The sequence below is a fragment of the Pseudomonas sp. JAI111 genome, from assembly GCF_024809425.1.
Taxonomy (GTDB): domain Bacteria; phylum Pseudomonadota; class Gammaproteobacteria; order Pseudomonadales; family Pseudomonadaceae; genus Aquipseudomonas.
On record NZ_JANUCB010000002.1, the window covers coordinates 527,474 to 552,009 of the forward strand.

The 24,536-nt window shown below is 57.9% G+C and carries 27 protein-coding genes and 1 tRNA gene; 5 read left to right on the forward strand and 23 right to left on the reverse strand.

The window, feature by feature from the left end; all coding sequences use genetic code 11:
* Positions 1-247: 247 nt before the first annotated feature.
* The 17 genes from HNR03_RS10105 to HNR03_RS10185 form a co-directional block, all read right to left on the reverse strand.
* Positions 248-323, reverse strand: a tRNA-Lys gene (locus tag HNR03_RS10105).
* A gap of 63 nt (positions 324-386) precedes the next feature.
* Positions 387-1,079 (reverse strand): 7-cyano-7-deazaguanine synthase QueC, encoded by a 693-nt coding sequence (gene queC / locus HNR03_RS10110; RefSeq protein WP_259153205.1) that lies wholly within the window; start codon positions 1,077-1,079, stop codon positions 387-389.
* 1 nt (position 1,080) lies between these two features.
* Positions 1,081-1,728 carry a 7-carboxy-7-deazaguanine synthase QueE gene (gene queE / locus HNR03_RS10115; protein WP_222588168.1) on the reverse strand — a complete coding sequence of 216 codons (648 nt, stop codon included), beginning with the start codon at positions 1,726-1,728 and terminating at the stop codon, positions 1,081-1,083.
* Between the two features lie 165 nt (positions 1,729-1,893).
* Positions 1,894-2,739, reverse strand: coding sequence for a tol-pal system protein YbgF (gene ybgF, locus HNR03_RS10120; protein ID WP_259153206.1), 846 nt, complete (start codon positions 2,737-2,739; stop codon positions 1,894-1,896).
* Between the two features lie 6 nt (positions 2,740-2,745).
* Positions 2,746-3,243 (reverse strand): peptidoglycan-associated lipoprotein Pal, encoded by a 498-nt coding sequence (gene pal / locus HNR03_RS10125; protein WP_090187413.1) that lies wholly within the window; start codon positions 3,241-3,243, stop codon positions 2,746-2,748.
* A 52-nt stretch (positions 3,244-3,295) separates the two neighbouring features.
* Entirely contained in the window at positions 3,296-4,597 is a 1,302-nt protein-coding gene (gene tolB / locus HNR03_RS10130; RefSeq protein ID WP_405046049.1) for a Tol-Pal system beta propeller repeat protein TolB, read from the reverse strand.
* Positions 4,594-5,673, reverse strand: a complete 1,080-nt coding sequence (gene tolA / locus HNR03_RS10135) for a cell envelope integrity protein TolA (protein WP_259153214.1) — start codon at positions 5,671-5,673, stop codon at positions 4,594-4,596. The genes tolB and tolA overlap by 4 nt, the downstream gene beginning before the upstream one ends.
* Positions 5,673-6,125, reverse strand: coding sequence for a protein TolR (gene tolR / locus HNR03_RS10140; RefSeq protein WP_161807482.1), 453 nt, complete (start codon positions 6,123-6,125; stop codon positions 5,673-5,675). The genes tolA and tolR overlap by 1 nt, the downstream gene beginning before the upstream one ends.
* 23 nt (positions 6,126-6,148) lie before the next feature.
* Positions 6,149-6,844, reverse strand: a complete 696-nt coding sequence (tolQ, locus tag HNR03_RS10145; RefSeq protein ID WP_222588171.1) for a protein TolQ — start codon at positions 6,842-6,844, stop codon at positions 6,149-6,151.
* The gene (gene ybgC / locus HNR03_RS10150; RefSeq protein ID WP_222588172.1) at positions 6,834-7,301 is read right to left on the reverse strand and encodes a tol-pal system-associated acyl-CoA thioesterase; all 468 of its coding nucleotides are present in this window, start codon (positions 7,299-7,301) and stop codon (positions 6,834-6,836) included. The genes tolQ and ybgC overlap by 11 nt, the downstream gene beginning before the upstream one ends.
* 127 nt (positions 7,302-7,428) lie before the next feature.
* Positions 7,429-8,490, reverse strand: coding sequence for a Holliday junction branch migration DNA helicase RuvB (ruvB, locus tag HNR03_RS10155; RefSeq protein ID WP_208669605.1), 1,062 nt, complete (start codon positions 8,488-8,490; stop codon positions 7,429-7,431).
* Positions 8,491-9,108 (reverse strand): Holliday junction branch migration protein RuvA, encoded by a 618-nt coding sequence (gene ruvA / locus HNR03_RS10160; protein ID WP_090187430.1) that lies wholly within the window; start codon positions 9,106-9,108, stop codon positions 8,491-8,493.
* Positions 9,109-9,224: 116 nt separating this feature from the next.
* Positions 9,225-9,749 (reverse strand): crossover junction endodeoxyribonuclease RuvC, encoded by a 525-nt coding sequence (gene ruvC, locus HNR03_RS10165; protein WP_208669606.1) that lies wholly within the window; start codon positions 9,747-9,749, stop codon positions 9,225-9,227.
* A gap of 155 nt (positions 9,750-9,904) precedes the next feature.
* Positions 9,905-10,651 carry a YebC/PmpR family DNA-binding transcriptional regulator gene (locus HNR03_RS10170; protein WP_192417091.1) on the reverse strand — a complete coding sequence of 249 codons (747 nt, stop codon included), beginning with the start codon at positions 10,649-10,651 and terminating at the stop codon, positions 9,905-9,907.
* Positions 10,652-10,770: 119 nt separating this feature from the next.
* Positions 10,771-12,546: an aspartate--tRNA ligase gene (gene aspS / locus HNR03_RS10175; RefSeq protein ID WP_222588174.1), complete on the reverse strand. Its 1,776-nt coding sequence runs from the start codon at positions 12,544-12,546 to the stop codon at positions 10,771-10,773.
* 120 nt (positions 12,547-12,666) lie between these two features.
* Positions 12,667-12,888 carry an FmdB family zinc ribbon protein gene (locus tag HNR03_RS10180; protein WP_010457489.1) on the reverse strand — a complete coding sequence of 74 codons (222 nt, stop codon included), beginning with the start codon at positions 12,886-12,888 and terminating at the stop codon, positions 12,667-12,669.
* A gap of 136 nt (positions 12,889-13,024) precedes the next feature.
* Positions 13,025-13,363, reverse strand: coding sequence for a ribbon-helix-helix domain-containing protein (locus HNR03_RS10185; RefSeq protein ID WP_259153226.1), 339 nt, complete (start codon positions 13,361-13,363; stop codon positions 13,025-13,027).
* A 528-nt stretch (positions 13,364-13,891) separates the two neighbouring features.
* On the opposite strand from HNR03_RS10185, the gene HNR03_RS31740 reads away from it, so the two are divergent.
* On the forward strand, positions 13,892-14,494 hold the full coding sequence (locus HNR03_RS31740; protein WP_090187443.1) for a cold-shock protein: 603 nt from the start codon (positions 13,892-13,894) through the stop codon (positions 14,492-14,494).
* A 62-nt stretch (positions 14,495-14,556) separates the two neighbouring features.
* Here the strand turns inward: HNR03_RS31740 and HNR03_RS10195 are convergent, their stop codons facing one another.
* Together HNR03_RS10195 and HNR03_RS10200 are read right to left on the reverse strand one after the other, a co-directional pair.
* On the reverse strand, positions 14,557-14,763 hold the full coding sequence (locus tag HNR03_RS10195) for a SlyX family protein (protein WP_222588176.1): 207 nt from the start codon (positions 14,761-14,763) through the stop codon (positions 14,557-14,559).
* Positions 14,764-14,766: 3 nt separating this feature from the next.
* Entirely contained in the window at positions 14,767-15,192 is a 426-nt protein-coding gene (locus HNR03_RS10200) for an HIT domain-containing protein (protein WP_259153443.1), read from the reverse strand.
* A gap of 916 nt (positions 15,193-16,108) precedes the next feature.
* On the opposite strand from HNR03_RS10200, the gene HNR03_RS10205 reads away from it, so the two are divergent.
* Entirely contained in the window at positions 16,109-17,437 is a 1,329-nt protein-coding gene (locus HNR03_RS10205; RefSeq protein ID WP_259153227.1) for an OprD family porin, read from the forward strand.
* 139 nt (positions 17,438-17,576) lie between these two features.
* Here HNR03_RS10205 and HNR03_RS10210 read toward each other — a convergent pair whose 3' ends face one another.
* Both HNR03_RS10210 and HNR03_RS10215 read right to left on the reverse strand, forming a co-directional pair.
* Positions 17,577-18,419 carry a mechanosensitive ion channel family protein gene (locus HNR03_RS10210; protein ID WP_090187452.1) on the reverse strand — a complete coding sequence of 281 codons (843 nt, stop codon included), beginning with the start codon at positions 18,417-18,419 and terminating at the stop codon, positions 17,577-17,579.
* Between the two features lie 138 nt (positions 18,420-18,557).
* Entirely contained in the window at positions 18,558-19,043 is a 486-nt protein-coding gene (locus HNR03_RS10215) for a YajQ family cyclic di-GMP-binding protein (RefSeq protein ID WP_008029244.1), read from the reverse strand.
* 140 nt (positions 19,044-19,183) lie between these two features.
* On the opposite strand from HNR03_RS10215, the gene HNR03_RS10220 reads away from it, so the two are divergent.
* The 3 genes from HNR03_RS10220 to HNR03_RS10230 are packed head-to-tail and all read left to right on the forward strand — an operon-like array spanning position 19,184 to position 22,767.
* Positions 19,184-20,101 carry a putative 2-dehydropantoate 2-reductase gene (locus HNR03_RS10220; protein ID WP_259153228.1) on the forward strand — a complete coding sequence of 306 codons (918 nt, stop codon included), beginning with the start codon at positions 19,184-19,186 and terminating at the stop codon, positions 20,099-20,101.
* A 45-nt stretch (positions 20,102-20,146) separates the two neighbouring features.
* Positions 20,147-22,183, forward strand: coding sequence for a HAMP domain-containing sensor histidine kinase (locus HNR03_RS10225; RefSeq protein WP_222588179.1), 2,037 nt, complete (start codon positions 20,147-20,149; stop codon positions 22,181-22,183).
* Positions 22,184-22,185: 2 nt separating this feature from the next.
* A complete protein-coding gene (locus tag HNR03_RS10230; RefSeq protein WP_259153229.1) occupies positions 22,186-22,767 on the forward strand; it encodes a cob(I)yrinic acid a,c-diamide adenosyltransferase in 582 nt (193 codons plus the stop codon).
* A 114-nt stretch (positions 22,768-22,881) separates the two neighbouring features.
* On the opposite strand, the gene HNR03_RS10235 is transcribed toward HNR03_RS10230, so the two are convergent.
* The gene (locus HNR03_RS10235) at positions 22,882-23,832 is read right to left on the reverse strand and encodes a Nudix family hydrolase (protein ID WP_259153230.1); all 951 of its coding nucleotides are present in this window, start codon (positions 23,830-23,832) and stop codon (positions 22,882-22,884) included.
* Positions 23,829-24,461 (reverse strand): glutathione S-transferase family protein, encoded by a 633-nt coding sequence (locus tag HNR03_RS10240; RefSeq protein ID WP_259153231.1) that lies wholly within the window; start codon positions 24,459-24,461, stop codon positions 23,829-23,831. The genes HNR03_RS10235 and HNR03_RS10240 overlap by 4 nt, the downstream gene beginning before the upstream one ends.
* Between the last annotated feature and the right edge of the window lie 75 nt (positions 24,462-24,536).

Sequence of the window (24,536 nt, forward strand, 5' to 3'; positions counted from 1 at the left end):
GCGCGAAAGTCGAGTATACACCCGGCTCCGGACCCTTCAGGGTACCGCCGGAGAGTGAGTATTCATCAGGCACGGACAGCGGTGAAGAGGCGCAAGGCTACAGAATATCGGCTGGATGCAAAAGATGATTCTGACCTGTGCCATGCGGTGCAGCCCCACCAGGGGGCCAGCACAAATCGCGGGCAAAAAAAAATCCGGAAATCCTCACTTGCGTGGGCCTTCCAGACTTTTAAAACTGCTACAAAAATGGTGGGTCGTGTGGGATTCGAACCTACGACCAATTGGTTAAAAGCCAACTGCTCTACCAACTGAGCTAACGACCCGCTGTGTGGTGGCGCGTATAATACTGATTTTTAAGGACTATTCAACACCTAATTTAAAATAAATCAAAAATAAGGTGTTGGGTCGCTTACGCCGGCTGCTGCAAAGCCTTCCGCACGCAGTCGGCAGCTGTCGCATTTGCCGCAAGCACGGCCCTGATCGTCGGCCTGATAGCAAGAAACGGTCAGCCCGTAATCGACCCCCAGCTTCACGCCTGCCTGGACGATCTGCGCCTTGCTCATGTTCTGCAGTGGCGCCTGAATACGGAAGCCATTGCCTTCTACACCCGCCTTGGTCGCCAGATTGGCCATGCGCTCGAACGACTCGATGAACTCAGGACGGCAGTCTGGATAACCGGAGTAATCCACGGCGTTCACACCAATAAAGATGTCACGCGCGCCCAGCACTTCAGCCCAGCCCAGCGCCAGAGACAGAAACACCGTGTTGCGCGCAGGCACATAAGTCACCGGAATACCTTCGCCCGGCACCTCCGGCACGTCGATGCTGCTGTCGGTCAGCGCCGAACCGCCGATACCGTTCAGGTTCAGGCCGATCACCTTGTGCTCGACCACACCCAGGTCGCGAGCGACACGCGCCGCCGCGTGCAGTTCGGCATGAGACCGCTGACCGTAGTCGAAGCTCATGGTGTAGCAGCTGTAGCCTTCGGCACGGGCCATGGCCACGACAGTTGCCGAGTCCAGACCGCCGGACAGCAGGATGACCGCACGCTTTTCAGTAGTGTTCAGTTGTTCAGTCATATCAGCGCCCCGGCTCGTCATTCCAAAGATATTTATGCAGCTGCAATTGCAGACGCACTGGCAGGTTGTCCGCCACCACCCAATCAGCCAGGTCCCGTGCATTCAGGTCGTGATGACTTGGCGAGAACAGGACTTCGCCTGCTCGTTGGTCGAGACCGTACTGGATGAGTTTGGACACCGCCCAGTCGTAGTCTTCCCGCGAGCAGATGACAAACTTCACCTGGTCGTTGGGCGTGAGCAGTTCAATGTTCTCGTAGCGGTTGCGGTGCGCTTCTTTCGAACCCGGGGTTTTCAAGTCGACAACACGACTGACCCGGGAATCTACCGCCGAGATGTCGAGAGCACCACTGGTTTCCAGTGACACTTCGTAACCGGCATCGCACAACCGCTTGAGCAATGGGATGGCGTTCGGCTGGGCCAACGGCTCGCCGCCGGTGACACAGACATAACGCGGACGAAAACCGGCCACTTGCTCGAGGATGTCGTCGAGCGTGCGCACGGTGCCGCCAGTGAACGCATAGGCGCTGTCGCAGTATTGGCAACGCAATGGGCAACCGGTCAGGCGCACAAAAACTGTGGGCAGCCCGGCAGTCCGCGTTTCCCCCTGCAACGAGTAGAAAACTTCGGTGATTCTCAATGTGTCTTGCATAGTCGCCACGGGCATGACAGCTAAACAGGCTGTCCGCCTCCGTCAGGCACTTCAAGGAACCCCGCCATCGCGCAGATCCCAAAAAGCGTGTTTCAAAAAAGGGTGTGAATTCTAACGAAAAAACCCGCGACAAGCGCGGGTTTCTTCAAAACGAGCCTCACAGACCTACATTTTTTGCAGATCACGCTGGGCCAGTTGAGCGGCGGAAGTGCCCGGGTATTGCGACACCACCTGCTGCAGAATGCCTTTTACCTTGTCGGTATGACCGAGGCGGCGCTCTACATCAGCCAGCTTGTACAGCGAATCAGGCACTTTTGGATGCTTTGGATACAGCTGCGAAACTTTGGCAAAAGCCTGACCCGCACCTTGCAGATCACCTTTGGCCAAATTCACTTCGCCCAACCAGTACTGGGCATTGCCCGCGTATTGGCTGTTCGGGTATTTGCGCAGAAATGCGGCAAAAGCCTGGCTGGCTTTGTCGAAATCCTTGGCTTTGATCAGGTCGAAGGCTGCATCGTAGTACAGCTTTTCCTTCGCCGGATCGGCCGGTTCGCTACCCGCAGCGGGTGCTTGCGCGGCTGCGGCTGCAGCTCCTGCGCTTACGCCGACTGCTGCACCGGGGGCATTCAAATTGCCACCGGAGGAAGAATTATCAGGCGTCGCGGCTGGTGCTACGCCGGATCCTATGCGCCGATCAAGATCCTGGTATCGCTCCAGGTTTTCCTGCTTCATGCGCGCTACATCATTTTGCAGAACTTCGATCACGCCCTGTTGACGTGAAATCTGCTCCTGCATCGATTGCAGTTGGTTGAACAGCTCGCCCTGTGCCGAGACAGGGGCCGAAACCCCTCCCCCGGCATAGGCGCCGTTCGTACCGTAACCCGCAGGCGGATAACTGCTCCCGCTATTGTTATAACCGGAGTTGTTATCGACCACAGGAACCGCAGCCCACGCCGCAAGCGATGTGAGACTGAGAGCCAAAACAGTTACAGCACGACGGCACGTTCGCATGACGAATTACTTACGCAGTTCGACGCGACGGTTTTGAGCCCAGGACTGCTCGTCGTTGCCGGTAGCAACTGGACGCTCTTCGCCGTAGGAAACCAGTTCCAGCTGAGCTGGGGAAACACCTTGCAGTACCAGGTAACGCTGAACGGCTTTCGCACGACGCTCGCCCAGTGCCATGTTGTACTCACGAGTACCACGTTCGTCGGTGTTGCCTTCCAGAACAACGCGAGCGCCGTTTGCTTTCAGGTCTTTGGCGTGAACGTCCAGAGCGCGCATGGCTTCTGGCTTCAGGTCCGAGCTGTCGTATTCGAAGTAGAAGGTGGTGATTGCGCGCAGAGCAGCTTCTTCGCTCAGGGAACCGTCAACGGCACCAGTGTTTGCGCCGTAACCAGCGTTTGGATCGACAGCGCCTTGACCGGCATTGTCGCCGCCTTTGGACGAGCAACCTACAGCTACAGCCATGGCCAGAGCCAGCGCAGCAAATTTACCAAACTTCAGCATTTCCATCGTGAAACTCCTAATGAACCCCAGTGTGTTAAGTACAACGTGTAGCGCCGCGTCAGTTCAGGTAAGGGGACCAGGAAGGTTCTCTGACTTCGCCTTGTGCGGTAGGAAGCGGGAGCCTTACGCGTCCATTAATGGACACGAGCATCAAGACTCCCCGGCCCTGCTGGCGGGTGGCGTAGATTACCATGGTGCCGTTGGGCGCAACAGTAGGCGACTCGTCCAGAGTGCTATCAGTGAGGATCTTTACACTACCTCGCTGCAAATCCTGGGCAGCCACCTTGAAATTAGTGAAGCCATCCTGGCGGTGAATCATCACCAGGGTCTTTTCATCAGCCGACAATTTAGGGTTGGCGTTGTAGTTACCAATAAAGGTCACACGCTCCGCACCACCGCCACCGACGCTGGTTTTATAGATCTGTGGTTTGCCGCCACGGTCGGACGTGAAGTAGATGGTGGAACCATCCTTACCCCAGAACGGTTCGGTGTTGATGCCAGGACCGTTGGTGACACGACTGATCTGACGCGAACCCAGGTTCATCACGTAGATGTCCGGGTTGCCGTCCTTGGACAGTACGAATGCCAGGCGATTGCCATCCGGCGACCAGGCTGGTGCGCCATTGAGACCTTCGAAGTTGGTGATCTGCTCACGGCGACCGGTGTCGATGTTCTGCATGAAAATACGCGGACGCTTCTGCTCGAAAGAAACATAAGCGATGCGCTTGCCATCCGGTGCGAAACGCGGCGACAGGATCGGCTCGCGCGATTGCAGCAGGGTCACGGCGCGGGCACCGTCATAGTCCGAACGTTGCAGCGTGTAGCGCGTGTTCTTCTCGGAGAAACGCTCGGCCGTTACGTACAACAGGCGTGTCGAGAACGCACCCTTGATACCGGTGAGTTTTTCAAACGACTGGTCGGCAATGAAGTGCGCCATGTCGCGCAGTTGATCAACACTGCCCGACACGCTGCCGGCCAGCACTTGCTGCTCGGTGGCGACGTTGAACAGCGCGTATTGAACCTGCAGGCGACCGCCCGCTGGAACGATGCTGCCGACCATAATGTACTGGGCGCTGATAGCCTTCCAGTCACGGAAAATGATTTCGCTGGCCTGGCTTGGCTGGCTGATCATGTTCTGCTTTGGAATCGGCGAGTAATAACCCGAGTTACGCAGGTCGTTACCGATGATTTCGGCCATGTCGTCTGGCAGCACGGTGCCGCCCTGGAAGCCGAACGGCACTACCGCAATCGGGGTTGCCCGATCACTGCCGCTGGTGACCAGAATGTTTTTTTCATCCGCCGCCGCTATCCCTGCCAGGCAGCAGATAACGACAAGCATTCCTCGAAGAAGGTTTCTCACAAGGCTAGATCCTCAGGTGTGAATGTCATCTTGAATGAACGATACGGAGCGAAATCGCTCGGCTTCATTCCCTGCATTTCTGTCAAACGTCCAATATTCTTGACCGCCGCAACTGCCGACGAGTCGAACGGACCATCGCCACTGGACTTGGCCACGCTGACCGAAGTCACCGTACCGTCCGGCAACATGCCGATTTGCAACACGACCGTCATGCCTTTGCGTGCCGAAGGTGGACGAGCCCAGCCTTCCGCTGCACGAGCACGAATCAAATCATCGAAACTGCCGGCGACTTCGTCACCTTGCTCATCCGCCAAGGCTTGCTGACGCTGAGGCGTGTCGGAAAGCAAATCTGCCAGGGCCTGGGCCTTTTTCTCTTCAGCGGATTTACGTGACGCTTCCTGCGATTTTTTCTTCGCAGCATCGGCGGCAGCTTTCTTCTTCGCGTCTTCGGCGACTTTCTTCTTCGCCTCTTCAGCTTCAGATTTCTTCTTGGCCTCTTCGGCGGCTTTCTTCTTCGCGTCTTCGACGATCTTTTTCTTGGCTTCTTCAGCGGCCGCTTTCTTGGCCTCTTCTTCAGCTTCTTTCTTGGCTTCTTCTTCAGCTTTCTTCTTGGCTATATCAGCCAATTTTTTCTCTTCGGCCTTTTTGGCTTCGGCGGTCTTCTTGGCTTCATCGGCTTTCTTGGCTTCATCAGCCTTTTTGGCCTCTTCAGCTTTCTTCGTCTCGTCGGCCTTCTTGGATTCTTCGGCTTTTTGAGCCGCGTCTTCCTTCTTTTGTTCCGCGGCTTTGATCGCTTCCTGCTCGATCTTTTTCTGTTCCATCTGTTCGACTTCGGTCTGACGCGCAGCAGATTTCTGCGCTTCACCCGCAATCTTCTGATTGGTCTGGGTGGTCGCCCGACTTTTCGACTTCAGTTGGTACAAGGTCGCCTGGACAATCGGCTTGGCCGGCGGCAGCTCCGGTGTGAAGGCAAAACTGACGAACAGCATGCCGAACACCAGCACGTGCAAGACAATCGCCCAGACACTAGGCCAGAAGTAGCTTTCCGAGGCGGACGGCTCTCGCATTTGCTGCATCAGGGTGCCTCGGTAATCAAGCCAACATTACCGACCCCGGCTTTCTGCAATCCGCCCATGGCGCCCATCACGGAGCCGTAATCGACGGTCTTGTCGCCACGGATGAACACCTGGGTACGCTTGCCGCCTTCGGTCCCGGCGCGAATGATCTTGGTCACCGCGTCCGTCATCTGCGGCAAGGTCATGGCCTTGTCCTGCTGCTTTTCGGTGTCGACTTCGCTGCCAAGGTTCCAGTAGTAGGTCTTGTCAGCCTTGATCGAAATGGTCAGGACCTGGGTGTTGTTGTCCTGCGGCAAGGCTTCGCTGGAAACCTTGGGCAGATCAACCTTCACGCCCTGATTGAGCATTGGCGCGGTCACCATGAAGATGACCAGCAGCACCAGCATCACGTCGATGTAGGGCACCACGTTCATCTCGGCAACCGGCTTGCGCTTTTTGCGAGCTCGAGCGATTAAAGCCATTGGAAATTACCTGCTTATTCTTCGCTGGTGTGCACTTTGCGGTGCAGGATCGCCTGGAATTCATCGGCGAAGGTGTAGTAACGGCCCAGCAGGGTTTCGCTGCGAGCAGCAAAACGGTTGTAAGCGATAACGGCCGGAATCGCGGCGAACAGACCGATCGCGGTGGCGACCAGTGCTTCGGCGATACCGGGAGCCACAGTGGCCAGGGTCGCTTGCTGGGCAGTGGCCAGGCCACGGAAGGAGTTCATGATCCCCCAGACAGTACCGAACAGACCGATGTACGGGCTGACGGAACCCACGGTGGCGAGGAACGGCAGGCTCTGCTCGAGCTTTTCTTCTTCGCGGGAGATGGCAACGCGCATGGCACGGGCCACGCCTTCCATGACCGCTTCCGGGTCTACGCCAGGCTGCTGACGCAGACGGGAGAATTCCTTGAAACCGGCACGGAAGATCTGCTCTACGCCCGAATCCGGATCAGGGTTGCTGCCGGCCTGACGGTAGAGTTTGGACAGGTCGATACCGGACCAGAAGCGCTCTTCAAAGCTCTCCAGGGCACGTCGACCGGCACGAATCAAATTGCTGCGCTGAAAAATCATGATCCATGAGGTCACCGATGCGGCTACCAGGATCAGCATTACCAGTTGCACCACGATACTGGCATTGCTGACCAGGCTCCACATGGAGGAATGGTCGACGACGTTAGCTTCCACGCTTTATCTCCTGCTTTGAGTGTGTACCCGCGCCGCTCACGTCGGCAAAGGCCGCACGTAGAGCTTCGGGAATGGCCCGGGGTTTTAAACTTTCAGTGCGCACACAGGCCACCAGAAACTGCCCTTCACAGAGCAGCACATTATCCGTTGCCCGCCTGACCTGCTGTTTGAAGCGCAGGCTGACTCGGTTCAATTCGATTACTTCAGCGCTTACCAGAAGCTCGTCGTCCAGTCGCGCCGGCGCGTGGTAACGCGCTTCGCTGGAGTGCACGACAAACAACAGGTCCTCCCCTGCCAGCGCCGATTGGGCAAAGCCCAGATCCCGGAGCCGCTCGGTTCGAGCCCGTTCCATAAACTTGAGGTAATTGACGTAATACACGATGCCGCCCGCATCGGTGTCCTCGTAATAAACGCGACAACGAAGTGCGAAAGGCTCAAGCCCGTTTTGCGCGCGCATACTCTAGTGCTTACTCCTCAGGTTGCCAATCCGGCCAGGCAACTGTTTTTCATTGATTCGCGGCTTTCTGGCGAAAGCACGGTCCTGAGACCGCGCAAACTCCGAATAAATCAGCGCGCAAAGGTGATTAATCGTCCACGGCATCGAGGAACTCGTCTACCACGGGCATCTCGCCCAATCGTGACGGAATGTTTAAACCGAAATGCAAGTACGCGTGGCGGGTAACAACTCGTCCCCGTGGCGTGCGCATGATATAGCCCTGCTGAATCAGATACGGCTCCAGCACGTCTTCAATGGTGTGGCGTTCTTCGCTGATGGCGGCCGCCAGACTGTCGACCCCGACCGGCCCGCCATCGAACTTCTCGATCATGGTCAACAACAGACGCCGGTCCTGGTGGTCGAAGCCACGCTCGTCGACATCCAGCAGGTTCAACGCCAGATCGGCAATCGGCTTGGTGATGTGGCCCTTGGCACGAACCTCGGCAAAATCGCGCACCCGGCGCAGCAGGCGATTGGCGATCCGCGGAGTACCGCGAGCACGACGAGCGATTTCGAAAGCGCCTTCCGGATCCAGTGGCAAACCGAGAATGGCTGCCGACCGGCTGACAATCGTCGCCAGGTCAGCGGTGCTGTAGAACTCAAGGCGCTGGACGATCCCGAAACGGTCGCGCAGCGGATTGGTCAGCATCCCCGCCCGCGTCGTCGCACCGACCAGGGTGAAAGGCGGCAGATCAAGCTTGATCGAGCGCGCGGCTGGCCCTTCGCCGATCATGATGTCGAGCTGGAAATCTTCCATGGCCGGGTACAGCACTTCCTCGACGATCGGCGACAACCGATGGATTTCGTCGATGAACAACACATCATGTGGCTCAAGGTTGGTCAGCAGCGCGGCCAGATCGCCCGGGCGCTCGAGCACCGGGCCGGAGGTGCTTTTGATCGACACGCCCATTTCCTGGGCGATGATGTTGGCCAGGGTGGTCTTGCCCAGACCCGGGGGGCCGAAAATCAGCGTGTGGTCCAGCGATTCGTTACGCCCGCGAGCCGCCTGGATGAACAACTCCATCTGCTCGCGTACGGTCGGCTGACCAATGTACTCGGCCAGGCTGACAGGACGAATCGCCCGATCCTGGACTTCCTCGCGGTCGCGAGGGCCAGGCGTGGCGGCAATCAGACGATCAGCTTCAATCACTTAAATCATTCCCTTCAGGGCACGACGAATCATGTCTTCACTGCTCAAGCCTTTCTCCTTGATCGCAGAAATCGCCTTGCTGGCCTCCTGCGGCTTGTAGCCCAGGGAAATCAGCGCGCTGACTGCATCATTTTCGGCGGTGGCGACCGGCGCTGGCGCATCAGGCCCACCCGGCTGGTTCGGCACCAGTGCAAACATGGCCGGTACGGTTTCCCAGGCCTTGAAGCGATCCTTGAGCTCGACCAGCAAACGCTCGGCGGTCTTCTTGCCGACGCCCGGCACCTTGGTCAATGCCGAGGTGTCCTGGGACTGCACGCAACGGACCAACTCGTCGACTTCCAGGCTCGACATCAACGCCAGGGCCAATTTGGGCCCTACACCATTGAGACGGATCAACTCGCGAAAAAAGTCTCGCTCACGTTTGCCATAGAAACCATAGAGTAACTGCGCGTCTTCGCGTACGACCAAATGGGTGTGCAAGGTCAGCGGTTCACCGACCGACGGCAAGCGATAAAGCGTAGTCATGGGCACTTCCAGCTCATACCCCAGACCGTTTACATCCAGAATCAGGTGCGGCGGCTGTTTCTCAGCCAGTGTGCCGCGCAAGCGTCCAATCACGTTTCAGATCCTTGAGCGTTGGCCAGATCAATGACTGGCGACTGACAGAACAAGGGTTTTGCGCCGGCAACACAGGCGCAAAACCCTCATTCCCTAAAAAACGATTGCTGATGCTATCAGAGACGCAGGCGCCCGCCACGACTGCGTGCCGCTCCCAGACCATGCGGCAACAGGCTCGATCGGGTGTGGGCATGGCAAATGGCAATGGCCAGGGCGTCCGAGGCATCGATTTGCGGCTTGCTGGTCAATTTCAGCATGTGCATGACCATCATCTGCACCTGCTCTTTATTCGCCGCCCCCGTGCCGGTCACCGCCTGCTTGACCTGGGTCGCGGTGTACTCGGCGATTTCCAGGCTTTCTTCGGCACCGGCAACAATCGCCGCCCCCCGCGCCTGCCCTAGCTTCAACGCAGAATCGGCGTTGCGCGCCATGAAGACCTTTTCAATCCCCATGGTCACCGGGCCGTAGGTCTGAATGACTTCCCGCACACTGCGATAGACGATTTGCAGACGCTCATGCAACTCGCCGGAACCGGTGCGAATACAGCCCGACGCCACGTACACGCAACCCCGCCCGGTATCGCGTACCACGCCATACCCGGTAATGCGCGAACCAGGGTCGATACCAAGAATTAAAGTCATAACGCCTGCGGGTTGAGTAAAAGCAAAATATCCAATACACCAAATAACAATTGTGGGAGCTGGCTTGCCTGCGATGGCATCACTTCGGTCTGTCTTATACACCGAGGTGATGGCATCGCAGGCAAGCCAGCTCCCACATTAGATCTTAGCTGCCGTTAACCCAGCTGTGCGGCGACCGATTCCGGAATGTCCGCATTGGAGTAGACGTTCTGTACGTCATCCAGGTCTTCGAGCATGTCGATCAGCTTGAGCACCTTCTCGGCGCCTTCCAGATCCAGTTCGGCGCTGGTGGTCGGCAACATCACGATTTCGGCGTCATCACCTTTGAAACCGGCGGCTTCCAGCGCGTTTCGCACGGAGTAGAAACCGGCGAACGAGGTGAACACGTCGATCGAGCCGTCTTCGTTGGTTACCACGTCATCGGCGTCGGCTTCCATGGCCGCTTCCATCAGGGCATCTTCATCGACGCCCGGCGCGAAGGAGATTTGCCCCTTGCGCTCGAACAGGTACGCCACCGACCCGTCAGTTCCCAGGTTGCCGCCGCACTTGCTGAAGGCATGGCGCACGGCAGCTGCGGTGCGATTACGGTTATCGGTCATGCACTCGACCATCACCGCCACGCCGCCCGGGCCGTAGCCTTCGTAGGTCAGTTCGACCATGTCGTCGGTGTCGGCAGCGCCAGCACCGCGGGCCACCGCGCGATCGATGATGTCGCGGCTCATGTTCGCGCCCAGGGCCTTGTCCAGCGCCAGGCGCAGACGCGGATTGGAACCCGGATCACCGCCGCCCTGACGGGCAGCAACGGTCAGTTCACGAATCCACTTGGTGAAAATCTTGCCCTTCTTGGCATCCTGACGTTCTTTGCGGTGCTTGATGTTCGCCCACTTGGAATGACCCGCCATATCTCGCTCCGAATTCTCTTTGAAACATTGCCCGCCGCGTATTCACGCTGGCCAGCAAGAAAAAAATCTCGACCTGTAAAAAAGGCGCATCCCATAAGGATGCGCCTTCAGGGTCAGTCTTACTCTGCTTTTGGCGTTTCGCGCAAACGAATGTGCAATTCGCGCAATGCCTTGGCATCTACAGCACCCGGAGCCTGAGTCATGACGTCAGCCGCGCTCTGGGTTTTCGGGAAAGCGATCACTTCACGGATCGACTGGGCGCCGGTCATCAGCATGACCAGACGGTCCAGGCCGAAGGCCAGGCCGCCGTGCGGCGGCGCGCCGTACTTGAGGGCATCGAGCAGGAAGCCGAATTTCTCTTCCTGTTCTGCTTCATTGATACCCAACAGGCGGAATACCGTCTGCTGCATTTCCTTGCGGTGGATACGGATAGAACCGCCACCCAGCTCGGTGCCGTTCAGGACCATGTCGTAGGCACGGGACAGAGCGGTCGCCGGGTTGGCTTCCAGTTCTTCCGGTGTGCACTTCGGCGCGGTGAACGGGTGGTGCAAGGCGGTGAAGCTGCCGTCGTCGTTCTCTTCGAACATCGGGAAGTCGACGACCCACATTGGCGCCCACTTGCAGGTCAGTAGGTCCAGGTCGTTACCGACTTTGATCCGCAGCGCACCCAGGGCTTCGCTGACGATCTTGGCCTTGTCGGCACCGAAGAACACGATGTCGCCGTCAACCGCGCCAACGCGATCGAGGATCACATTGAGGTTGGCTTCAGGGATGTTCTTGACGATTGGCGACTGCAGCCCCTCGACGCCCTTCGCACGTTCGTTGACCTTGATGTACGCCAGGCCCTTGGCACCGTAGATGCCGACGAACTTGGTGTAATCGTCGATCTGCTTGCGCGGCATGCTCGCCGCACCCGGGACGCGCAAGGCGGCGACACGGCATTTCGGATCGTTGGCAGGACCGCTGAAGACCTTGAAGTCGACTTCTTTGAGCTGGTCGGCAACATCCACCAGTTCCAGCGGGTTACGCAGGTCTGGCTTGTCGGAACCGTAGCGGCGCATGGCTTCTTCGAAAGTCATGTGCGGGAACTCGCCGAATTCCAGATTCAGCACTTCCTTGAACAGGTTGCGGATCATGCCTTCGGTCAGGCCCATGATGTCTTTTTCATCGAGGAAGCTGGTCTCGATGTCGATCTGGGTGAATTCCGGCTGGCGGTCAGCGCGAAGGTCTTCGTCACGGAAGCACTTGGCGATCTGGTAGTAACGGTCGAAGCCAGCCACCATCAGCAGTTGCTTGAACAGCTGCGGCGATTGCGGCAAGGCGAAGAACGAACCGGCGTGAGTACGGCTTGGCACCAGATAGTCACGCGCGCCTTCAGGGGTCGCACGGGTCAGGATCGGCGTCTCGACATCGAGGAAGCCGTTCTCGTCCAGGTAACGACGGATGCTGGTGGTCATGCGCGAACGCAGGCGCAGCTTCTCGGCCATTTCAGGGCGACGCAGGTCGAGGAAGCGATAACGCAGACGGGTTTCTTCACCCACGTCCGAGTACTCGTTCAGCGGGAACGGCGGGGTTTCCGACTCGTTCAGCACTTCCAGCTCGTAGCCCAGGACTTCGATCATGCCCGACGCCATGTTGGCGTTGGTTGCACCGGCCGGACGCAGGCGTACCTTGCCGGTGATCTTCACGACGTACTCGCTGCGCACGCGATCGGCGGCGGCGAAGCTCTCGGCGCGGTCCGGATCGAACACCACCTGGGCCAGACCATCACGATCACGGATATCGAGGAAAATCACCCCACCGTGGTCACGGCGACGGTGAACCCATCCGCAAAGGGTAATTTCCTGGCCTTCCAGGCTTTCGTTCAGTTGGCCGCAATAATGGCTGCGCATCATGGTAGTGGTTTCACTTCTCGTAATTCGAAATTCGGTTGGAGACCTTGTTCACCCGGCGCTTGAATAAGGCGCCCGATTTGCCAGGAACTCGCACGTGTCGTTCAACTCAGGCCCTAGACCCTAGTCAGCTTTGTCGCCGCCGGCCAGGTTCTTCTTCGAACCGGTCTTGAAATCGGTTTCGTACCAACCGGTGCCGCTAAGGCGGAAGCCCGGCATGGACAGCATCTTTTTAAGCTCTGGCGCCTGGCAGGCAGGGCAGTCGACCAGCGGTGCTGCGCTGATCTTTTGAATGGCTTCCAACTGATGACCACAGGAAGCACATTGATAGTCGTACATCGGCATGGGGGTTGTCTCGGCGATCAGGTTGCTACCGCGCACGCTGGGTTTTGCGGCAAAGCGCGGGATTATATCCATTAAATGCAGCCTGTGCAGCCGTAAGACTGCACAGACCGACACTCTGCCCGATCCACCGCAGTGGCTAGGGCATTGCGACGCAGCCACCCTCCTTCAGGCTGCGCACCACACAGATAACCCGCACCAGCCCGGTGAAGTTCCTGACGCCACCGTGACGCAGGTGCACCTCGCGGTCTACATGCGACAACAACGCACTGACCGAGCAGCTATTGACCTTGGCCATGTCACCCAAAATATCCCAGTACACCTGTTCAAGCCGCAAACAGGTGGCAAAACCATTCAAGCGCACCGAGCGAGATAACGGCTGGGCCAGCCCCATATCAAATTCGCTGACAAACGGATCAACCCTTATTTCCTTGATCGGGCCTCCCTTCCCTTCGCCTAGCCTGTCTTCGTACACCATATCGTTGACACTCCTTTGCCATCGTTGCCTTCTGTAAGAGCACTGTCGGTCGCCTTATAAAAGCGCAGGCGCAAAGGGATATCCAGATGACTTTATGACCATCGACGTAGGATAAGCCAACAGGTGAAGAGCGATCATGGAGACCGTCCTAGGCCGGCCGTTTTCCTACACGGTCAGGCGAATTTTGAGGGAGGCAAAACAGATTTTGCGAAGTGCCAGGCAACACGCGAACAGGATTGACGATTTTCTTCACCCACACATCGCAGCGGCAGAACCACCCGGAAAGCCTGCAACTACCCCGCGGTCTTCACAGCCTCAGTTACATCCCCCTATAGAGCACCGCCGGACCGCCTGATTTGAGTAGCTGCAGCCTTTGCTGTTAAATAGGCAGTGTGTCGCTACCGCCTATTTTCCGGGGGTTGCGCATAGGCTGGTACCGGGTACGTGTCCAACGCCTCTTATTGTTCTGAAGCGAACCGTGCTCCATCAGCTCTTCCTTGTGATCCGTCTTAACGTGAGTTAATCAAAATGTTGAAAATCGTTCACCTGCTAACGGGCGCAGCAGCTTTGCTGTTGTCCTTCATACCCAGCCTGCAACCCGAAGCTGCTCCTTACCTGCAACAACCCGCTGCGCTGTACCTGGCCTTTTTCGGCCTGCTCAACCTCACCCTTGCTCCCGTGATTCCTTACTGGAACAAAGGCCCACGTCATCAACTGCAAAACCTGGTCAGCGCCCTGCTGGTCCTGGCCGTCGTCCTGCAAACCGTTTCGCTGATCGCGAAAATGCCGGACATCGCCGGTCAACCTGCCGTTCTGTTCAGCCTGCTGGCCGCCCTGATCGCCGTTCTCCTGCACCTGGCCATCAGTTTCTACAAATCTTCACCGGCCGCCGCCTCGCCAAGCTATGACATGAGCAACCGCGATACCGGCACCGTCAAGTGGTTCAACACCTCTAAAGGCTTCGGCTTTATTTCCCGTGACTCCGGCGATGATATTTTCGTGCATTTCCGGGCGATTCGTGGCGAAGGTCACCGTGTTCTGGTCGAAGGCCAGCGCGTGGAGTTTTCCGTGATGAATCGTGACAAAGGTCTGCAAGCCGAAGATGTGATCGCCGCACTGCCGCGCCGCTGATTCCAGGGCCAAAAAAAACCGCGAACAGCCGAGCTGCTCGCGGTTTTTTATTGCCTGCGGTTTCAATAATGCGGCGGCGGAGTTTCTTCTTCAAAGGTTGCGAACTGGCCAGCCATCTCCTCCTGACGCTTGAGCAGTGCGGCCATCTGCAGTTGCAGGCGCTCAACGGCGCGCTGCTGCGTCGCCAGCACATCACTCAATGACTGGATGGTATCGTCCTGAAAGGCCAGTTGGCTCTCCAGATCGGTAACGCGCTCTTCCAGGCTCATGATTCAACCCTCCAGAAACGTGAAATCTTCGGTTAACAGCAGACGCAACCGCTCGCGAATCGTCGCGATCTGCTCTGCGCTGTAAGGCATCGATGGGTGTTTACCCCATACCGGCGCGGGCCAGGCGGCATCTTCTCGCTTGCGCACAATTACATGCATGTGCAACTGACTGACCACATTGCCCAGGGCTGCGACATTCAACTTATCGGCGTCGAACCCATCCTTGAGCAGTTCCGCCAGCGCCGTCGTTTCCTGCCACAACCGCTGCTGATCGGCGACATCCAACTGAAATATCTCACTGATATCGTCGCGACGCGGCACCAGAATGAACCAGGGGTAATTGGAATCATTGGATAACAGCAACCGGCAAAGCGGGAAATCCCCGATCGGTAGTGTGTCTTGTTGAAGTCGTGGATCTAAAGCGAACACCGCGCGCACTCCCGCCTGGTCATCATTTTTCAGCTTAGTCCGCCTCCAGAGAGGCTGCGCACCAAGCGACAGGACGCCAGCATACCTGTGAAAGCGGCCTGCTTCACGACCAACCACTGCCAACGTCAGGCCACTGAAACGACATTCGGCATGCGAACGCCCTGTCGTGAGACATTTTCTAACACGACGCACCATCACAGCACCTGTTACGTCAGAATCAGCGCGGAAATGACTGATAAACAATGAAGAGTTTCCAGACGAGCAGCACCCCCACTGTATGAATTCGGTACAGCGATTGAAATTTTTTGCACCAAAATCGTACAGTGCGTCTACGCTGAGTGCGTCAGGCATCCGCCAATTACTCACTGGTGGGGTGAACCGGTAACATTTTTGGTTGTCACGCCGTTGAACGGGAGGGTGCAACACGATGCAAACCGAGGCGTCAAGCTTGACCAACAGGTGCTTGAACCCCCCGGTTTCATGAGGTTTTTACCGCATCAAGCAGGCCTTCAGAAAAAAATAGCGACAGAATTCTGATTTGTGCACGCTTGTTGCATTCACACCCATATCGCCTTGGTTGCCTCCGCTGGAAGTGGAAGCCTCAAGGCAAATAAAAACAGCGGCAGGGTTGCCCGATGGAGATTCAAACGTTTCACCAGGGACTCTTTTTACCGATGTCCAAGTCTTGGAAAACAACGCTGAAGTTGCCATTCCGCTTGCATCGAGGCTGTAAATTTGCGACATCTACCAAGCTGTTTACGACAGGGTCGTAAAGAAGCTGAAAGGTTAGATACGCAACTATCGCCAACATGGTCGGCGTGATATAAGTTTGCGCCGACACAAAAAGAAAGAGCCGCCCAGATAATAAATCAGGTGGGACGGCAGTACTCTTCTAAAACCAAAGGAGCAAATCACGATGCGCGTGATGAAGTGGAGCATGATTGCACTGGCAGTTGCAGCAGCAGCCAGTACTCAGTTGGCAGTAGCCGCACCTTTCGTAAGCGACCAGGCAGAAGCCAAAGGTTTTGTTGAAGACAGCAAACTCGACTTGCTGGTTCGCAACTACTACTACAATCGCAACAAGAAAGACGGCGCAGTCGACGACAAAGACTGGACCCAGGGCATCCAGGGCATGTACAGCTCGGGTTACACTCAAGGTCTGATCGGTGTCGGCGTTGAAGCTTGGGGACAACTGGCCATTAAGCTCGACGGCTCCGACAAATATTCGGGTACCGGCAACATGCCCGTGGGCTCTGATGGCGAAGTCGAAAACAGCCAGGGCAAAGCCGGCGCTGCCGCCAAGTTCCGCATCTCCAAGACCGAACTCAAAATCGGCGACATGCAGCCAAGCACCTCTCCGGTGTTCGCTGTAGGCGGTTCCCGCATCCTTCACCAAACTGCCAGCGGTATCCAACTGCAGAGCAGCGAAGTCAAAGATCTCGACCTCGAAGGCGGTCACTTCTACTCGGCAACCAGCCAGGACCGCAACGCCCGTGATGGCGACCTGTGGGCTACTTACGCTGGCGTGCAAGCCAACTCCATCGACTACTTCGGTGGCAAGTACGGCATCACCCCAGACCTGAGCGTGTCGCTGTACGGCGCCAAGCTTGAGGACATCTGGAACCAGTACTACGCCAACGCGAACTACACCCTCGCACTGGGCGGCGACCAGTCGATCAACTTCGACGGTAACATCTACAACACCCGTGACACTGGTAACGCCAAAGCAGGCGAAATCAACAACACCGCCTACTCGCTCGCTGCTGCTTTCTCGTTCCTGAAAGCGCACACCTTCACCCTGGGCTTCCAGAAAGTGAACGGCGATACCCCGTTCGACTACATCGGTGTGGGTAAAAACAACCGCGGTGGCGACTCGATTTTCCTCGCCAACTCCATCCAGTACTCTGACTTCAACGCCCCTGGCGAGAAGTCGGTACAAGCCCGTTACGACCTGAAAATGGCCGAATACGGCGTACCTGGTCTGAGCTTCATGACCCGTTACGTGAAAGGTTGGGACATCGACGGTACCAACACTCCAGCAGGTAGCGCTTACGCTGGCCTGTACGGTGCCGATGGCAAACACCACGAAACCAACCTGGAAGCCAAATACGTCGTTCAAACAGGTCCAGCGAAAGACCTGTCCTTCCGTATCCGTCAAGCATGGCACCGCGCCAATGCTGACGAAGGCGAAGGCAGCATCGACGAGTTCCGCCTGATCGTTGACTACCCACTGTCGATCTTGTAATCGCAGTTGGTTAGTTAGTAAGCATAAAAAAGGCCCATCTTCGGATGGGCCTTTTTCATTGGCTACAAACAATGTGTCAAACGATCAAATCCGTGAGAAACATGCCTGACCAAAGAGTCAGGCGCTGATCAAAAAACAATCACTGCACTGCAGATTCCTGTACCACACGAATCACCCGCTGTGGAAACGGAATATCGATACCCGCTGTTTTCAAACGATCCCGGGACTGTTCGTTGAACATGAACATCACATCCCAATAATCCGCTGTCTTCACCCATACGCGCAGAGAAACAGTAATCGAACTGTCACCCAAGGTAGAAATGACTGCTTGTGGAGCCGGGTCGGTCAGTACACGTGGATCGTTGGCCAGTTCCAGTAACACTTCACGGGCCTTCTGCAAGTCCGCTTCGTAGTCCACGCCTACATCAAACACAACTTTGCGAGTCGGCTGGCGATTTGTGTTGGTAATGATACCGTTCGACAAGTTGCCGTTCGGCACGATGATGGTTTTGTTGTCGCCAGTGCGCAATACGGTGTGGAAGATCTGGATACTGTCGACCGTACCGGCAACGCCTTGGGCTTCAATCCAGTCACCAATACGAAACGGACGGAACAGCAGAATCAGCACACCGCCGGCGAAGTTTGCCAGGCTGCCCTGCAAAGCCAGACCGATGGCCAGACCCGCCGCACCGATGGCCGCAACGAACGACGTGGTTTCGACGCCGATCATCGACGCCACACTGACAATCAGTAACACCTTGAGAATGATGTTCGCCAGGCTGCTGATGAAACCCTGCAGCGCGAGATCGGCGTTACGCAGTGCCAGCAGGCCACCGAGCTTTTGCGCCACTTTGTTGATCAACCACCAGCCGATGGCCAGGGTGATAACCGCCAGCAACACGCGGCTGCCGTATTCCATGATCATCGGAATCCAGGCTTGGGATGCCTTGACCAGGTTGTCCACTTCAGTATTCAAATCCATCTTCTTTCTCCTGGGTTAAGCACGATCCGGGTGGGAGCGAGCCTGCTCGCGAAGAGGGCAGATCAGTCGACATCACTACTGAATGACACACCGCTTTCGCGAGCAGGCTCGCTCCCACAGGGTTCCCGCATTGATAAGTCAGTCGCGGAAGTTGTTGAACTGGAGCGGCATGTCGAAGGTTTTGGCGCGCAGGGCCGCGATGGCTTCCTGCAAATCGTCACGTTTCTTGCCGGTGATACGCACTTGCTCACCCTGAATGGCCGCCTGAACCTTGAGCTTGGCGTCCTTGACGTGAGCGACGATTTTCTTCGCCAGCTCTTTGTCGATGCCTTCCTTGAGGACCGCTTCCTGCTTCATCAGCTTGCCCGACGCATAAGCGTCTTTGACTTCAAGGCACTGCACATCGATCTTGCGCTTGACCAGGGCCAGCTTGAGGATCTCGATCATTGCCTCGAGCTGGAAGTCCGCTTCAGCGGTCAGGTTGACGGTCAGCTCCTTTTCCTTGAACTCGAAGGTGCCTTTGCCTTTCAGGTCATAACGACGATCGAGTTCCTTGACGGCGTTCTCGACCGCGTTGGTGACTTCGTGTTTGTCCAGTTCGGATACCACGTCGAACGACGGCATGTAATCTCTCCAGTAAAAAGGCGCGCTCGATAGCGATGGCGCGCGCTTGGCTTGCGGTTAAAATCGGGCTCATTATAACGGGTCTTTTCCAACCGATACTGTGAGCCTCACATGCCTGCGCCAAACCGAGCAAAAAGCTGATGTCTACCACTTGGCATGTTCTGGGCGCCGGCAGTCTCGGTACCTTGTGGGCCACGCGCCTGGCCCGGGCCGGGGTGCCGGTCAGATTGATTGTGCGCGACGAGCAGCGATTGCAGGCCTATCAGGCCGCCGGCGGGTTGACGCTGGTTGAGCATGGCGAAGCCCACACCTATGAAATCCCCGGTGAAACTGCGCACAGCGAGGAACCGATCAGCCGCTTGCTGGTGGCCTGTAAAGCTTACGACGCCGAGAGCGCCATCGCCCAACTGGCGCCGCGCCTGACGCCTGATGCCGAGTTGATCCTGTTGCAAAACGGCCTCGGCAGCCAGGACGCGGTTGCCGCGCAGGTCCCGCAGGCGCGCTGCGTGTTCGCATCGAGTACCGAAGGCGCGTTTCGCGACGGCGATTGGCGTGTAGTGTTCGCCGGTCATGGTTACACCTGGCTGGGCGATGCCGGCCATCCGGTGGCGCCAATCTGGCTGGATGACCTGACCGCCGCCGGCATTCCCCATGAGTGGAGCACCGACATCCTGACCCGGCTGTGGCGAAAGCTGGCGCTCAACTGTGCGATCAATCCCCTGACGGTGCTGCACGACTGCCGCAATGGTGGTTTACAGGAGCATCACTGCGAAGTCGCCACCCTGTGCAGCGAGCTGACTGATTTGCTGGAGCGTTGCGGTCAGCCCGCCGCGGCGCAAGACCTTCAACAGGAAGTTGAACGAGTAATCCACGCCACGGCGGCCAATTACTCCTCGATGCACCAGGACGTCGCCAATCAGCGACGGACCGAAATCAGCTACCTGTTGGGCTATGTCTGCAAAGTGGCGGCGCGGCACCAGTTGAACCTGCCCCACCTCAATCAATTGCAACAGCGACTGATTGCGCATCTGCGCAGCCTTGGATTGCCCAGCGACTGAGCAGCGGCTACGCTGGCCACTTGTTCCTTTTCAGCGATGAACCTGATGCCATTGCGCCAGCGCCTCGAAAACCTTCCCGTCGGCCAGAAACTGCTGGCCGCCCTGCTGGTGTTGTTGGTCACCATCCTGCTTGTCGCCAATCTGACCTTTATCAGTGCCGCGTACTACATCTCCCAGGAAAGCATGGCCCCCCAGGCGCTGCAAACCATTGGCCGACTGGTGTCCAACCCGAGCCTGGTGGCCGATGCCTTGAAGTCGCCGGAGAATGCCGAACGCCTGCTCAACGAGCTCAACAGTTATTCACCGCTGCGGGCCGCCGCGCTTTATGACGGCAAGGGTGAGCGTTTAGCGCAACTGCAGCATGGCGACAGGCTGAACCTGCCGGATCGCTACCGGCACATCGAAGCCTGGCAAGCCACCGAGTTTCGCAGCAATCAAGTGATTACCCTGCCCCGCCCCGGCACCGCGCCGGGCCACCTTTTGTTGGTGGCCAGCAGCGAATTGCCGGTGGCGTTCTACACCGGGACCCTGACCGCCAGTCTCGGCATCCTGATTTTCAGTGTGCTGTTGTGGCTGGTGATCGCCCGCCAGATCAAACGCCTGATTACCCGACCGATCCATCAACTTGAAGAGTTGTCACGGCAAGTGACCCGCGAAGAGAACTACGCCTTGCGCGCCTCTCGCGGCAACCACGACGAAATCGGCAGCCTCGCCGAAGCGTTCAACACCATGCTTTCGCGCATCGAAGCCCGGGAGCAGCAGCTCAAGCGTGCCCGGGATGACTCCCAGGCAGCTTACGATCAGGCCCAGGGCCTGGCTGAAGAAACCCGCCACACCAATCGCAAACTGGAACTGGAAGTCCAGGTGCGCAGCAAGATCGAGAAAAAGCTCACGGGCTTCCAGAACTACCTCAATAGCATCATCGACTCCATGCCGTCGGCCTTGATCGCCCTCGACGAGCAGCTTTACGTGACCCAGTGGAATCAGGAGGCCAGCGCCCTGTCCGGCACGCGCCTGGACGAAGCGTTGAACCAGCCGATCTTCCTCGCCTTCGAGCCACTGAAACCGTTTCTGCCGCAACTCAAGCAAACCGTTGAACAACACACGGTGGCCAAGATCGAGCGCGTGACCTGGTTCAAGGACGACGAACCCAAGCATTACGCCCTGACGTTCTACCCGCTGATGGGCGGTGCGGGGCGCGGCGTGGTGATTCGTATCGACGACATCACCCAGCGCCTGTCCCTGGAAGAAATGATGGTGCAGTCGGAAAAAATGCTCTCGGTCGGCGGCCTCGCTGCCGGCATGGCCCACGAGATCAACAACCCCTTGGGCGCGATCCTGCACAACGTGCAGAACATCCGCCGACGCCTTTCGCCTGATCTGCCAAAGAACCTGGAACAAGCCGAGCAAATCGGTATCCCGCTGGAAACGGTCAACAAATACCTGCAAGCGCGGGAAGTGCCACAGTTGCTGGACGGCATTCAACAGGCCGGTGCCCGAGCGGCAAAGATCGTCACCCACATGCTCAGTTTCAGTCGCCGCAGCACCCGGCAAATGGCCCCGTGCGACCTGCCGGCGTTGATCGATCAAGCGGTGGAAATCGCCGGCAACGACTTCGACCTGGCCATCGGCTTCGACTTCAAGGGCCAGGCAATCATTCGCCAGTTCGACCCGGCGCTGGGGCCGGTGCCCGGCACCGCCAACGAACTGGAGCAGGTGCTGCTCAACCTGCTTAAAAACGCTGCCCAGGCCATTCACCAGCGTGAAGACGACAGCGAACCCGGGCGGATCATCCTGCGCACCAAACTGAATCCGCCGTGGGCCGAGATCCAGGTCGAAGACAACGGCATCGGCATGAGCGAGAGCGTGCGCAAACGCACCTTCGAGCCGTTCTTCACCACCAAGGAAATCGGCCAGGGAACCGGCCTTGGCCTGTCGGTCTCGTATTTCATCATCACCAACAACCACAAGGGACAGATGGAGGTGCAATCGACGCCGGGCCAAGGCACCTGCTTCACCTTGCGCCTGCCGCTGGCGGGCACCCCAGTGATCTCACAAGAACTCAATCAGCTATCGAGGTAACCATGGGCTTTCGCCTGTCGAAAATTTACACCCGCACCGGTGACAAAGGCGAAACCGGGCTGGGCGATGGCCGCCGCGTACCCAAGGACCATCCGCGGATCGAAGCCATTGGCGAAGTCGATACGCTGAACAGTCAGGTGGGCGTGCTGTTGGCCGGGCTGACGAATGAAAGTGCCACGTATCCGGGGCTGAACGAAGTCATCGAGGTCTTGGCGCCTTGCCAGCATCGTTTGTTCGATCTGGGGGGTGAACTGGCGATGCCGGTTTATCAGGCGTTGAATACGGCGGAAATCGAACGGCTGGAAGCGGCGATCGATGTGTGGAACGAAGAGTTGGGACCGCTGGAGAATTTCATTTTGCCGGGCGGCTCGGCGCTGATTGCCCAGGCCCATGTCTGCCGAAGTCTGGCGCGCAGTGCGGAGCGACGGTGTCAGCAGCTGAATGCGATTGAACCGCTGACCGGGGTTGGCCTGGCGTACATCAATCGGTTGTCGGATTTGTTGTTTGTGATGGCAAGGGTAATCGCCAAGCGGCAGGGGATTGCCGAGATTTTGTGGCAGCCGGCGGCTAAACCAGAGATTTAATCGGCGTCTGTAAGGTCCTCATCGCGAGCAAGCTCGCTCCCACTTTTGATCGCATTCCTTCTGGAAGAACTCGGTCAAAAGTGGGAGCGAGCTTGCTCGCGATGGGGCCAGTCGCTACGCCAGAGAATCAGGCCAGAACGCCCGAATCCCCGCCACGCCCTGCGCCCCAACTTCCCAGGCCTTCTGCCGTTCGGCCGGGCCAACGCCGCCGAGCAGGAACACCGGCTTGCTGAAACCCTCGATCAACGCTGAAGCCTGCTCCCAACCCAACGGCTGCGCATCTGGATGCGTCTGGGTCGGCTGCACCGGCGACAGGGTCACAAAGTCCACGCCCATCTCTTCGGCCAGCGCCAACTCTTCAGCATTGTGGCAAGACGCCGCCAACCAGCGCGACGCCGGCAACGGGCGACCCGCCGCCGCGTATTTGCGCAATTGCGCGGCGGTGATGTGCCAACCGGCGGACGGGAAGTCGCCCAACCATTCAAACGGCCCTTTGATCATCAACTGCGCCTTGCCGGCACACAGCCCTGCCGCATCCACGGCCAGATCGCGGTATTTCGGGTCGTAGCCGTTAGGCGCACGCAGCTGGATCAGTTTGATACCGCCGGCGATGGCTTTCTGAATACCGCGCAGCAAGGCCGGGGTTTCCAGGTCGTCCGGGGTAATCAAGTATTCGGCGGGCAAGCGTGCCGCCGCGACGATTGGCCGGTTGGCCGCCGGGAATTCGTAACTCAGCAGATCGCGCTGGGTCACCCATTCCAGAGGCTGGCCCTCGGCGCCATGGGGGTCGCCGGTAAAGGCCGAGACCTCCCAGACGTCCAGCAACACCTGCTTGTCCGGGTAATCGTGGCGAACCTTGATCAACGGTCGCGCGGTGTTGACGACAATGCCCAGCTCTTCATGAAGCTCGCGAGCCAGAGCGGTTTCGACGGATTCGTCGTCCTCGACCTTGCCGCCCGGGAATTCCCACAAACCGCCCTGGTGCTGGGTGTCGGCGCGGCGTGCGATCAGGATCTTGCCACTACTGTCACGGATAACGGCGGCGGCTACGTGTACTCGTTTCACTGTCCAACCTCCTCCAGACCTGCCTTCTGCCAAGCCTTGAATGCAGGCCATTGGTAGAGGGTTTCGACATAGGCCTCGTCCACGACAGGCAACTTCACTTGATAGGTGCGCAGACGCACGGCAATCGGTGCGAAGAACGCATCTGCCAGGGTCGCGCTACCAAACAGGAACGGGCCCGTTTCAGTCGACGTCGCTCGGCATTCGGCCCACAACGCCAGCATGCGCTCGATGTCCGCTTGAACGTCAGCGGGCGTCGGCGATAAAGGGGCATCGTGGCTCAGGTCGAACGGCATGTTGCCGCGCATGGCAAAGAACCCGGCGTGCATCTGCGCACAGGCCGAACGCGCCTGGGCACGGGCCGCGGTGTCTTTGGGCCAGAGGCCGGCGTCGGGGAATTGCTCGGCCAGGTATTCGGCAATCGCCAGGGAGTCAGCGATGGTGCCGTGTTCGGTTTTCAACAACGGAACCTTGCCGGTCGGCGAGTGCTTGAGCAGTTGTGCGCGAGTGTCCGGTTTGCCCAGTTTGATCAGCTCTTCGGTGTAGGGAGCGCCGGTGAGGTCAAGGGCCAGCGCGCCGCGAAGGGACCAGGAGGAGTGCAGTTTGTCGCCGATGATCAGGTGGAGGCTCATGTTCGGGACCTTTTAATGAGGGAAGCAGGCCAGTCTTGTGGTGACTGGCTGTCCGTCATCGCGGGCAAGCCCGCT